The following is a 12381-nucleotide window of genomic DNA, read 5'->3' on the forward strand; positions in this document are numbered from 1 at the left end:
ATTCAGACATAAAAAAATCAGCCGCAACTTAGGTTGCGGCTGATTATGAAGCCCTTGAAAGATCGTTCAACTATTTAAAACGATCTGCATTATGCATTTTACAGCCCTTTTTATTTCCCCTGACCCTTCCTAAATTGCTACATCCTGAATCGCGCTAACACTCTTCAAACCTCTCTCATGACTCGTTCCTAAGACGAGAAGCAAAGAAACACATTAATCCTTGTTCTGTGCTTTTCTCTTCGTCTCTTTTACAGCTCAGCTTGCGAGTCAAGATAACCCTTACAGCTATCCCTTTATCGGGTGCTAAACAGCAAGCCAGCGCGATAAACATTACCGCTTAAGGCATAGGTACAGGATTAACCATAACGTGGCGTAAGAGGCGGATTATCAAGGCGCTAAAGCATAGGAAGAGATAAGGATTGAAGCGAGATTATGCGGAAAAATTCCATTAAAAAAGCCCTGCAATTGCTTGCAGGGCTTATCTAAATCTAACTAAATAGATGGTGCGCGTGGAAGGATTCGAACCTCCGACCGCCTGGTTCGTAGCCAGGTACTCTATCCAGCTGAGCTACACGCGCTTAAATACAGGGTAAGTTGCTAACTTACCGACAGACTAGAGTCTAGAAGAAGCACTTAAGTCTCGCAAATTAAATCTATTCACTAGGAATAGAATGGCGGAGAAGGAGGGATTCGAACCCTCGATGGGAGATAAAGCCCATACTCCCTTAGCAGGGGAGCGCCTTCGGCCACTCGGCCACCTCTCCGCAAAATCTGCATTTGTAAGCTAATGCCTACTAAAATGGTGCGCGTGGAAGGATTCGAACCTCCGACCGCCTGGTTCGTAGCCAGGTACTCTATCCAGCTGAGCTACACGCGCACTTTTATCGGTAAGAAATGGCGGAGAAGGAGGGATTCGAACCCTCGATGGGAGATAAAGCCCATACTCCCTTAGCAGGGGAGCGCCTTCGGCCACTCGGCCACCTCTCCGTTTTCTTGGCGCACATATTACTGTTTGACGAAAATAAGTCAAACCCTTTTTCTGAAACAACTTCTGTTTGAAGCGTTTTTAATCACATTGCTGTTATATCAATCCAATGTGTTGATTTGCGCCAATCTTTCGGTTCCAAAAATAAAAAAGCCAGTTAAAAAACTGACTCTTCTATGTCGTTAATACTCGCCTAAACGCCGTATTAAAAGTTACCACCTTCTGAAGGTGTACCTGATTTTTCAGATTGAATGCGTTGGTAGATCTCTTCACGGTGGACAGAAACCTCTTTAGGTGCATTCACACCAATACGCACTTGATTGCCTTTTACCCCTAGCACTGTAACTGTGACTTCATCACCAATCATCAGTGTTTCGCCAACACGACGAGTCAAAATCAGCATTCGATAGCTCCTTTATGTCTTAATTCAGCTTACACACGGCACTCATCCGGTAGATGGGCTTATTATAGGGTCAGCTGAGTACAAATTAATAGTATTCAATACTCAAACGGTTATTTAATTACACCTTATTTAGCTCGAAAGCGTGATGTAGCGCCCGAACCGCCTTGTGTAAGTCCCTTTCATCGATCACAGTTGACAATTTACTCTCCGATGTCGAAAGTAACTTAGCATGGATTGTTTCATTACCCAATACATCTAACATCTTAGTCAATAATCCAACTTTTGCCTGTAAACCTTTGCCAACTAAAGACACTTTTGCACGTTGGCGCTCAACAATCAATTGGCCTAGATCAAGACTTTCACTTAAAAGCTCTAGCTCATGCAATAAAATATCCACCTTGGCTTCGGCCAGCATAAAACTGACACATTCGGCTGCCGAAGTCTCATTGAGTTTGAGCGGGGTAATAAACTCAACATCAATCTCAAGCCGTGCCAAGCAAGCTAACAGTGCTTGATAATGCTCACTGCTGGTAAACAACCCTTTTATGGTTAAGGTCGCAAGCGCCTTATTAATCGCAATACCTTGCACAGATGCTGCCATCGCCAGCTCGGATTCGTCACCAAATTGGATCAATGTCCCATGGCCCACCTCAAAGCTCGACAATACACGCAGTGGCACTTTAAAACGCTGTGCGTATTCAACCGAATCGGGATGCAACACCTTAGCGCCGAGTTTCGCCATTTCTAGCATCACATCAAAACCAATCACATCGAGGCGTCTAGCACTGCTGTCGATATTCGGATCGGTAGTAAATACACCGGGTACATCGGTAAAGATTTGGCATTCATCGGCTTTTAACGCCGCAGCGAGTGCCACCGCCGTAGTATCTGAACCTCCGCGTCCTAAGGTTGTTACATCACCATTGGGATCGATACCTTGAAAGCCAGCCACAATCGGCACAATACCGTCGTTCAGCAAAGACGTTAAGTATGCCGTATCGACATGCTCAATGCTCGCTCGACCAAACTGACTGTTTGTATGAATTTGCACTTGATCACCAGTCAGGGATCTTGCGTTAATGCCGCGACGTTGTAACGCCATCGCCATTAACGCAATACTGATTTGCTCTCCCGTAGAGACCAGCATATCGAGTTCCCGCGCACTTGCGCGGGGATCGATTTGCGCCGCAAGCGCAAATAGTCTGTTGGTCTCCCCTGCCATCGCAGACAGCACCAAGACCTGCTGCTCACCATTGTGAGCGGACTTTGCAATTTGCTCGGCAACCACTTCGATGCGTTCAATCGAACCCACCGAAGTGCCACCAAACTTCTTCACAAAAAGCTTGCTACCACTAAGCTTTCGTTTTTCGAGCACAGCAACCTCTTAAGCTAAACGCTCAGTAATCCAAGGTAATACTTGAGACAGTGCCGCATCCAGATTTTCTGGTTGGCTACCACCCGCTTGAGCCATATCAGGGCGACCACCGCCTTTACCACCCACCTGCGCAGCAACCATAGCAACCAGTTCACCGGCCTTCACTTTACCGACTAAGTCGTTGCTTACACCCGCAATTAGGTTCACTTTGCCTTCTTGAGCCACACCAAGCAGGATAACGGTGGATTTCAGCTTTTGCTTTAACTCATCTTGCAGGCCACGCAGTGCACCTGCTTCAACGCCTTCAAGCTTCTTAATCAGCACATTTACGCCATTAACCACAACCGCATCACCAGCTAAATCAGCACTCGCTGCTGCCGCTAACTTATCTTTTAGTTGCTGCATATCTTTTTCAAGTTGCTTCATTTTATCCAGTTGCGCTTTCAGCTTGGCCACAACCGATTGAGTATCGCCTTTAAGCAAAGCTGCTGCTTCTTCAAGTTGCGCTTGTTGCTGTGCCACATAGGCCATCGCCGCAGCGCCGGTTACCGCTTCGATACGGCGAACGCCCGCAGCGATACCGCCTTCAGAGGTAATTTTGAATAGACCGATGTCACCAGTTCGGCCCACATGCGTACCACCACAAAGTTCGATTGAGAAATCGCCCATAGTGACAACACGCACCTCGGCATCATATTTCTCACCAAAGAGCGCCATAGCGCCTTTTTCTTTGGCTTCATCAATCGCCATTTCAGCGACTTTCAGCTCATGGTTACGGCGAATTTGGGTGTTGACTAACTCTTCAACCTGTTTCAATTCAGCGGGCTTGACCGCTTCGAAATGAGAGAAGTCGAAACGTAAACGCTCAGGGTCAACTAACGAACCTTTTTGAGTAACGTGAGTGCCTAATACTTGACGCAGTGCAGCATGTAATAAGTGAGTCACAGAGTGGTTTAACTGAGTACGGTGACGCAGTTTCTTGTCCACTTTGGCTTCAATGGCTTGACCAACACTGATAGTGCCAGCTGTTAATGTGCCCTTATGACCAGAGGCTTGACCGAATTTTTGGGTGTCGTTTACAGCGAACTCAATACCTTGAGCCACTAATACGCCCTTGTCGCCGACTTGGCCGCCCGATTCTGCGTAGAATGGCGTCACATCAAGCACGACTACGGCATCATCACCTGCATTGATTACAGGCACTGACTCACCGTTTAAGTAAAGTGCTGTGACTTTGGCATTACCAGTGAGTTCTGAGTAACCACAGAATGCGGTTTCAGCATCAATTTTCAGTGCTGCGTTGTAATCGGCACCGAAGTTACCCGCAGCTTGAGCGCGGCTACGTTGTTCAGCCATCGCGACTTCAAAGCCCGCTTCATCGACGATAATGTTGCGCTCACGGCATACGTCAGCGGTTAAATCCACAGGGAAGCCGTAGGTATCGTACAGTTTGAAGACAGTCTCACCGTCTAAGGTGTCGCCCTGCAATTCGTTTAACGCGCTATCCAGAATACCTAAACCACGCTCAAGCGTACGGGCAAACTGCTCTTCTTCCGCTTTAAGGGCTTTTTCAACAATCACTTGGGTATCAGCAAGACCTTTAGCGGCATCGCCCATCACTTCAATTAGCGTCGGAACTAACTTGTAGAAGAAGGCTTCGGTGGCGCCTAACTTGTTACCATGACGCACGGCGCGGCGAATAATACGACGCAGTACATAGCCACGACCTTCGTTTGATGGCATCACACCATCGGCAACTAAGAAGGCGCATGAACGGATATGGTCGGCAATAACGCGCAGCGACTTATTAGATAAGTCAGTCACACCGATGATTTCGGCCGCTTTAGCAATCAAGGCGCGGAAAATATCGATTTCGTAGTTTGAATGCACGCCTTGCATGATCGCAGCGATACGCTCGATACCCATACCAGTATCGACAGAGGGTTTTGGCAGCGGTAACATTTCACCAGAGGCTTGGCGATTGTATTGCATGAATACGATGTTCCAGATTTCGATGAAACGGTCGCCATCTTCTTCTGGGCTACCAGGACGTCCGCCCCAAATGTGGTCGCCGTGATCATAGAAAATTTCGGTACAAGGGCCACAAGGACCCGTATCACCCATTTGCCAGAAGTTATCTGAAGCGTATGGCGCGCCCTTGTTGTCGCCGATGCGAATGATGTTTTCAGCGGCAACACCAATTTTTTTATTCCAAATTTCAAAGGCTTCATCGTCCGTTTGGTAAACGGTTACACACAGACGTTCCTTCGGTAGCTTCAATACTTCGGTCAGGAAGGTCCAACCAAAACGAATCGCATCTTCTTTGAAATAATCACCAAAGCTGAAGTTACCCAGCATTTCGAAGAAAGTATGGTGACGAGCGGTGTAACCAACGTTATCTAAATCGTTGTGTTTACCACCCGCACGGACGCAGCGTTGGGCAGTGGTCGCACGTGTATAGCTACGTTTGTCCATGCCAAGAAACACGTCCTTGAACTGGTTCATACCGGCGTTGGTGAATAATAGTGTGGGATCGTTGCCTGGTACAAGAGAGCTACTGTCAACAACTTGGTGACCATTGCTGCGGAAAAATTCGAGGAAAGCACTTCTAAGCGCTGCTGTCGTTTGATACATGAAATCGTCCTGAATTGGGTAAGCATGACCAGCTACACCATAAGGTAGCCGTATTTCTATTTGCCCAGCATTATAAGCAGACTAAGGAAAGACGACCAGCCTTGAATAGAGATATAGGCTTAGGAATCTCATATTTTCGGTGAGTTTGCTGCTAAGACATGGCTTATCACAAAAGCCAAGCGCTAAAGATGAGTCGATGAGCCGAACCAGCACCCGCGGCCGAACGTACAAGACAATGAAAAGACAAGCCTAGGGCGGCAAGTTTATGCCATGAAATTAGTCATCATTATCTGCCAAAGGGTCATAATCTAAGGCATAGGAGACTTGTTCGTAGTTAAAGCCTTGGCTCAGTAAAAACCGCACCCGTTTGGCTTTTTCTTTCGCTACTAGCTCACGGGATTGTGAGCCTTTAACCTCGGTGACTTTAGGAGTGACATATTTTTTGATGGCTTTGGCTTTTGCTAGCTCAAACCAATCATGATCATTTGCCGATAACGCGGCTTCGATACAATCCTTTGAAAGCCCCTTTTGGGCAATGGCTTGACGAATACGGATAGGCCCATGACCACGGGTAATGTGACTGCGAACAAGAAGCTCGGCATAACGCTTATCATTGATAAAGCCAGATGCTTCACAATCATCAAGCACAGGCTCGATATCAACGACTTCAAAGCCTTTTTCGAGCAGTTTAGAGCGGATTTCTTGGCGGGAATAGTCGCGGCGCGCTAACAGCGCGACCGCGATTTGACGGGCTGACTGGCTCAGAATACTTCGCCTGTTTCGAAATCAACATTACCTTCATTACTCTCATCATCAGAAGAAGATGAAGACAATGCACTTGGGTTACTCAACAGTAATTCACGCAGTGTTTTATCGATTTCAGCAGCAATTTCTGGGTTTTCAGTCAGATATTTACCGGCATTTGCACGGCCCTGACCAATCTTGTCACCCTTGTAGCTGTACCATGCACCGGCTTTTTCTATCAGTTTATGGGCAACACCTAAATCGACTAACTCACCAGTACGGTTGATACCTTGACCGTAAAGAATTTGGAACTCAGCTTGTTTAAATGGCGCGGCAACCTTGTTTTTCACCACTTTAACGCGCGTCTCGTTGCCTACCACTTCATCGCCTTCTTTGATAGCTCCGGTACGGCGAATATCGAGACGAACAGAAGCATAGAATTTCAGCGCGTTACCACCCGTTGTGGTTTCTGGGTTACCAAACATTACGCCAATCTTCATACGAATTTGGTTGATGAAGATTAACAGAGTATTCGATTGCTTGAGGTTACCCGCGAGCTTACGCATCGCTTGGCTCATCATACGCGCCGCTAGGCCCATGTGTGAATCACCAATTTCACCTTCAATTTCCGCTTTGGGTGTTAATGCCGCAACCGAGTCAACGATGATCACATCTACCGCACCAGAACGGGTTAACGCATCACAGATCTCAAGGGCTTGTTCACCAGTATCGGGTTGTGAGCACAGTAAGTTATCGATATCTACGCCTAATTTTTTTGCGTAGATAGGGTCTAACGCGTGCTCGGCGTCGATAAAGGCACAGGTTTTACCTTCGCGCTGAGCGGCGGCAATCACTTCTAATGTCAGCGTCGTTTTACCTGATGATTCAGGACCATAAATCTCAACGATACGTCCCATTGGTAAACCGCCAGCCCCTAAGGCGACGTCAAGGGAAAGTGAACCAGTAGAAATAGTCTCAACATCCATAGAGCGGTCTTCGCCCAGCTTCATGATGGAGCCTTTACCAAATTGCTTTTCAATTTGGCTCAATACCGCAGCAAGTGCTTTCTCTTTGTTTGGATCGACCTTCATTCCTGTTCCCTCATCAAGACAGTATCAGTACTGTCAAAAGTGATATTCAATTTAATAAAGCGGGTAATACAAAAAGCGAAGCTCTTTGTCATAATCTGCTGACTAGTATACTGTACAATCATACAGTATCAAGACCTGTGCATGATTTATTTTTCAGTCAGAAAATTTTCCCGTTGAGACAAGCTTTTACCGACTCGTGCTGCAGATTTGTCAGGATATCAGTGAATATCCATGGTTTAAGGGTCAATTTTCAGAAAATTATTGCTAAGATTGGCGTCAATTTATTTTAGACAGTAACAGTGCACATCCACTGATTTTTTATCCCATTACTGTACGACTTATTTCCCCGCTTTGGGCCGGCATAACGGACGAAAACGATTTAATGAATCCTATAGATACCGATGATTTAGAAAAACATACCCCTATGATGCGTCAATATTTGACCATGAAGGCAGAACATCACGATATGTTACTGTTTTATCGCATGGGTGACTTCTATGAACTCTTCTATGATGATGCAAAACGCGCCTCTGAATTATTGGGCATTTCCCTTACGGCCCGCGGCAAAAGTGGTGGCGATCCGATCCCTATGGCGGGTATCCCTTACCATGCGGTTGAAGGCTATCTGGCCAAACTGGTTCAAATTGGTCAATCGGTCGCGATCTGTGAGCAGATTGGTGACCCTGCTACCTCAAAGGGCCCAGTTGAGCGAAAAGTGGTGCGTATTGTCACCCCAGGTACCTTGACCGACGAAGCCCTGTTGCAGGAGAGACAAGACAATCTGTTAGCCGCGGTTTACCAAGGTAAAGTTGGTTTTGGCTACGCGACCCTCGATGTGTCTTCCGGCCGTTTCGTGATTGCTGAATTAGAAACGAAGGAATCCCTCGAAGCCGAACTACAACGTACGAATCCGGTCGAAATTCTCTATAGCGAAGATTTTGGCGCGATGGAGTTATTGCATCATTTTAAAGGCAAGCGTCGTCGCCCTGAGTGGGAGTTTGATTACGATACCAGCATTAAACTGCTACTGGCACAATTTGGCACTAAGGATTTGCACGGCTTTGGGATTACCGATGCAAGGCTGTCGCTGCAAGCGGCGGGCTGCTTAATGCAATATGTGAAAGACACCCAGCGCACCGCCCTGCCCCATATCAATGCCATTATCCGTTTCAATCAAACCGATACGATTATCTTGGATGCGGCAACGCGCCGTAACCTCGAGCTGACACAAAATCTGAGTGGTGGTCGAGATAACACCCTAGCAGCCGTGCTTGACAATACCGCAACAGCGATGGGCAGCCGGATGTTGCAACGCTGGATCCATCAGCCGTTGAGGGACCATGCCCAGATTTTTGCTCGCCAAACGGCCGTGAATGAATTACTCAAGACTACGGCCCATGAGTCATTGCATGAGCAGCTTAAAGCCCTAGGCGATATCGAACGTATCATGGCAAGGCTGGCACTGCGTACCGCTCGTCCAAGGGATTTTGCCCGCCTACGCCAAGCATTAAACCTATTGCCTCAGTTGCAGCAGTCACTCGCGCAGCTAAGTGCGCCCCATATGGTGAAACTAGGCCAACTCTTAGGTGAATTTCCCGAAGAGCAACAGCTGCTTGAGCGCGCCATTGTCGATAACCCGCCCATGCTTATCCGTGATGGCGGCGTGATCCGCGAAGGCTACAATGCCGAGTTAGATGAATGGCGAGGCTTAAGTGAAGGGGCCACTGATTATCTGGTTCAGCTCGAAGCGCGGGAAAAAGAGCGTACTGGCATTGCCACGTTGAAGGTTGGCTACAACCGAGTGCATGGCTACTACATCGAAGTCAGTCGCCTGCAATCGCAGCAAGTGCCATTAAATTACCAGCGCCGTCAAACCCTTAAGAATATGGAGCGTTACATCACGCCCGAGCTTAAGGAATACGAAGAAAAAGTGCTGTCGAGCCAAGGTAAGGCGCTTGCCCTTGAAAAACAACTTTGGGACGAATTATTTGATTTAATCCTCCCCAAGTTGCATGAACTACAAGCCTTTGCCAGAGCGGCAGCCGAACTCGATGTGCTGAGTAACTTTGCCGAACGTGCCGAAACCTTAGGCTATACCTGCCCAGAACTGAGCAGCGAAATCGGGGTAAAAATCGAAGCGGGTCGCCACCCTGTTGTTGAGCGTGTGAGTCAAACGCCTTTTATCGCCAATCCTGTCACCCTGCACAATCAACGCCGGATGTTGATTGTTACCGGTCCCAACATGGGCGGTAAATCGACCTACATGCGCCAAGTGGCGCTTATCACCCTAATGGCCCATATTGGCTGCTTTGTGCCAGCAGATCGCGCCATCATTGGCCCTATCGATCGGATTTTTACTCGGATTGGCGCCTCTGACGATCTTGCCTCTGGTCGCTCAACCTTTATGGTAGAAATGACTGAAACGGCAAATATCCTCCATAATGCGACCTCACAAAGTTTAGTCTTGATGGATGAAATTGGCCGTGGCACCTCAACCTACGATGGCCTGTCATTAGCCTGGTCCGCAGCGGAATATTTAGCGCAGCAAGTCGGCGCAATGACGCTGTTTGCGACCCATTATTTTGAGTTAACACAATTACCGGAACTCATGGCTGGCGTCTATAACGTGCACCTCGATGCGATTGAGCACGAAGACACCATCGCCTTTATGCACGCGGTGCAAGAAGGTGCGGCCAGTAAGAGTTATGGTTTGCAAGTTGCGGCCCTTGCCGGGGTACCTGCACGAGTGATTAAGGCGGCAAAGCACAAGTTACATCAGCTTGAGAGCCGCGATCATCAAATGGAAGGTGCTAATGTTAACGGCACTAGGGCACCAATCCAAACCCTGCTCGCCCTGCCTGAGCCGGTGGAGAATCCCGCCGTCAGCAAATTAAAAGCCATCAATCCTGATAACCTGACCCCCAAACAGGCGCTGGATTTACTCTATGAGCTAAAACGCTTGAGTTAACACATAGAGTGAAAACTCGCGATAACATAAACACGAAAGCATAAAAAAACGCCCTGAAAATTGGGCGTTTTTTATGACTTATTGAACTTGTTTAAGGCTAAATTTCTAAACCTTAGTCTCTTAACTTTATTCTATGAACCTTAGTTTCTAAAGAGTGCCTCTACTGAGAGGCCTTGAGCACCCAGCAAATCACGTAGGCGTTTAAGGGCTTCTACTTGAATTTGGCGAACACGTTCACGGGTGAGGCCAATTTCTGCGCCCACGTCTTCAAGGGTTGAGGGTTCATAACCTAACAAACCAAAGCGGCGCGCTAACACTTCTCTTTGCTTGGTATTAAGTTCGTTGAGCCATTTGACCACTGAGTTAGAAATGTCTTCATCTTGTACTTTGTAGTCTGGGCCGACATTATCGTCATCGGCAAGCACATCGAGTAACGCCTTGTCGTTATCGCCACCTAAGGGGATATCGACAGAGGTGATCTTCTCGTTGAGCTTCAGCATACGGCTGACATCAACACTGGATACTTGCAGTTTTTCGGCAATTTCTTCTGCCGTAGGTTCGTGGTCAAGTTTTTGCGCTAATTCCCGAGCCGTACGTAAATACACGTTGAGTTCTTTTACAACATGGATTGGCAAGCGAATCGTGCGGGTTTGATTCATGATGGCACGTTCAATCGTTTGTCTGATCCACCAAGTCGCATAGGTTGAGAAGCGGAAGCCCCTTTCTGGGTCGAATTTTTCCACCGCACGGATCAAGCCAAGATTACCCTCTTCGATTAAATCCAGCAGCGCTAGGCCACGATTATTGTAACGACGGGCAATTTTGACCACGAGTCGCAGGTTACTCTCAATCATGCGATTACGAGATTTTTCGCAGCCTTTTAATGCCTTACGGGAAAAGTAAACTTCTTCTTCTGCGCTAAGCAGTGGGGAAAACCCTATTTCACCTAAATAGAGCTGGGTGGCATCAAGATTTTTTTGCAGGTCATCTTGAACCTGTTGTTCGAGTCCTAGTTCTTGAACTAAATCAGCGGCAATATCCTCTTTATCGAGATCAAACTCTGCGGTATCTACGGAAAAATCTACTAGTTCTTCTGCGGCAGTGCTATTTATGCGGCTCATGATCAAATCTCCCAAACCTAATGTAAACTGCTTGAATTACTGCAATTTTTTATCCTCCATGCCAACAAGGCCCTAAACAATCATTGCTTAGGTAAATAGTTAAGTGGGTTAACAGACTGACCGTGGTAACGGATCTCGAAGCGAAGCATTACCTGATTGGTATCTGTACTGCCCATTTTTGCAACTGTCTGTCCTGCAAGGACATGTTGCTTTTCTTCGACTAAGATCTGATCTGCATGAGCATAGGCACTAAGGTAATCGTCACTATGTTTAATAATCACTAAATTACCATAACCCCTAAGAGCACTACCTGCGTATACCACCCGCCCATCTGCAGCGGCTTTGATGATATCTCCGCGTTTTCCTGCGATCTTAATTCCTTTATTTCCCTGCTCATTGGCAGAGTATGTCCCAATCAATTTACCTCTTACTGGCCATTGCCACTGACTCACACTGTCTGGCAGTGTTGATGTCGGGGCGACGAGCGAAGAGTTAATATTTTGTTGAGCACTTGTTGCAGAATACGCAGGCTTGGCTTTCTGATCAAGTGTTTTTTTCTGCTGCTCACCTGATGTTGAACCAGTTGACAAACCATCATTATCAACCTGTTTTTTATATGAATTTTCTTGATTTCGCTCTTTATCTTTAGATTTAATTCCACCTAAAGTCGTAGATGACTTACTCGCTTTACCACGGTCATCTGTTAAATATAAAATCTGTCCAGGGTAGATGGTGTACGATTTATCTAATTGATTAATTTTAGCAATTTCGGCGAAATCTTTACCCGCTGCCCAAGAGATCGAGTAAAGGGTGTCACCTTTCTTAACTTTATATGAATTAGATTTAATGTGGCCTTTGTTATGTTTGGAATAACTGTGGGAAAGACTTTCGACAGGTGCGGGGCGACTCGCCTGAAAGCTACAGCCCGCAAGCAACAACACTAAACAGAGGTTTAAGAGTAAACCCGCATTCAACAATAAAAACTCCTCTTTAGGGCTATCTTACTGTTTTACCTAATCATTAAGGTCAAGTGTTTAACGAAGTGACCTAAAGCTAAAAA

General features: G+C 46.8%; 8 protein-coding genes and 4 tRNA genes. 1 reads left to right on the forward strand and 11 read right to left on the reverse strand.

Annotation, left to right across the window (positions count from 1 at the left end):
• Nucleotides 1–501: 501 nt before the first annotated feature.
• The 9 genes from SHD_RS13000 to recA all read right to left on the reverse strand — a co-directional run bounded on the left by SHD_RS13000 (nucleotide 502) and on the right by recA (nucleotide 7232).
• Nucleotides 502–578 (reverse strand) — tRNA-Arg (locus tag SHD_RS13000).
• 94 nt (nucleotides 579–672) lie between these two features.
• Nucleotides 673–764 (reverse strand) — tRNA-Ser (locus tag SHD_RS13005).
• 36 nt (nucleotides 765–800) lie between these two features.
• Nucleotides 801–877, reverse strand: a tRNA-Arg gene (locus SHD_RS13010).
• A gap of 18 nt (nucleotides 878–895) precedes the next feature.
• Nucleotides 896–987, reverse strand: a tRNA-Ser gene (locus SHD_RS13015).
• Nucleotides 988–1190: 203 nt separating this feature from the next.
• Complete coding sequence (gene csrA / locus SHD_RS13020; protein WP_006082602.1) at nucleotides 1191–1388, reverse strand: carbon storage regulator CsrA; 198 nt, start codon at nucleotides 1386–1388, stop codon at nucleotides 1191–1193.
• Nucleotides 1389–1506: 118 nt separating this feature from the next.
• Nucleotides 1507–2763, reverse strand: a complete 1257-nt coding sequence (locus SHD_RS13025; RefSeq protein WP_023267539.1) for an aspartate kinase — start codon at nucleotides 2761–2763, stop codon at nucleotides 1507–1509.
• Between the two features lie 9 nt (nucleotides 2764–2772).
• On the reverse strand, nucleotides 2773–5397 hold the full coding sequence (gene alaS, locus SHD_RS13030) for an alanine--tRNA ligase (RefSeq protein ID WP_023267540.1): 2625 nt from the start codon (nucleotides 5395–5397) through the stop codon (nucleotides 2773–2775).
• Between the two features lie 276 nt (nucleotides 5398–5673).
• Nucleotides 5674–6141: a regulatory protein RecX gene (locus SHD_RS13035; protein WP_412085088.1), complete on the reverse strand. Its 468-nt coding sequence runs from the start codon at nucleotides 6139–6141 to the stop codon at nucleotides 5674–5676.
• A gap of 17 nt (nucleotides 6142–6158) precedes the next feature.
• Nucleotides 6159–7232 carry a recombinase RecA gene (gene recA / locus SHD_RS13040; RefSeq protein WP_023267542.1) on the reverse strand — a complete coding sequence of 358 codons (1074 nt, stop codon included), beginning with the start codon at nucleotides 7230–7232 and terminating at the stop codon, nucleotides 6159–6161.
• A 382-nt stretch (nucleotides 7233–7614) separates the two neighbouring features.
• Here recA and mutS point away from each other — a divergent pair, with 382 nt between their 5' ends.
• Nucleotides 7615–10200: a DNA mismatch repair protein MutS gene (mutS, locus tag SHD_RS13045; RefSeq protein WP_023267543.1), complete on the forward strand. Its 2586-nt coding sequence runs from the start codon at nucleotides 7615–7617 to the stop codon at nucleotides 10198–10200.
• Between the two features lie 140 nt (nucleotides 10201–10340).
• Here the strand turns inward: mutS and rpoS are convergent, their stop codons facing one another.
• Both rpoS and SHD_RS13055 read right to left on the reverse strand, forming a co-directional pair.
• The gene (gene rpoS, locus SHD_RS13050) at nucleotides 10341–11321 is read right to left on the reverse strand and encodes an RNA polymerase sigma factor RpoS (RefSeq protein WP_011621912.1); all 981 of its coding nucleotides are present in this window, start codon (nucleotides 11319–11321) and stop codon (nucleotides 10341–10343) included.
• Between the two features lie 80 nt (nucleotides 11322–11401).
• Complete coding sequence (locus SHD_RS13055; RefSeq protein ID WP_039978372.1) at nucleotides 11402–12298, reverse strand: peptidoglycan DD-metalloendopeptidase family protein; 897 nt, start codon at nucleotides 12296–12298, stop codon at nucleotides 11402–11404.
• Nucleotides 12299–12381: the final 83 nt, after the last annotated feature.

This window comes from Shewanella decolorationis S12 (assembly GCF_000485795.1).
In the GTDB taxonomy this organism is placed as follows: Bacteria; Pseudomonadota; Gammaproteobacteria; order Enterobacterales; family Shewanellaceae; genus Shewanella; species Shewanella decolorationis.

What these genes read in the sequence shown, in the direction of transcription:
- csrA (WP_006082602.1), bottom strand. Translation starts at nt 1,388, where the DNA reads ATGCTGATTTTGACTCGTCGTGTTGGCGAAACACTGATGATTGGTGAT.
- mutS (WP_023267543.1), top strand. Translation starts at nt 7,615, where the DNA reads ATGAATCCTATAGATACCGATGATTTAGAAAAACATACCCCTATGATG.
- recA (WP_023267542.1), bottom strand. Translation starts at nt 7,232, where the DNA reads ATGAAGGTCGATCCAAACAAAGAGAAAGCACTTGCTGCGGTATTGAGC.
- rpoS (WP_011621912.1), bottom strand. Translation starts at nt 11,321, where the DNA reads ATGAGCCGCATAAATAGCACTGCCGCAGAAGAACTAGTAGATTTTTCC.
- alaS (WP_023267540.1), bottom strand. Translation starts at nt 5,397, where the DNA reads ATGTATCAAACGACAGCAGCGCTTAGAAGTGCTTTCCTCGAATTTTTC.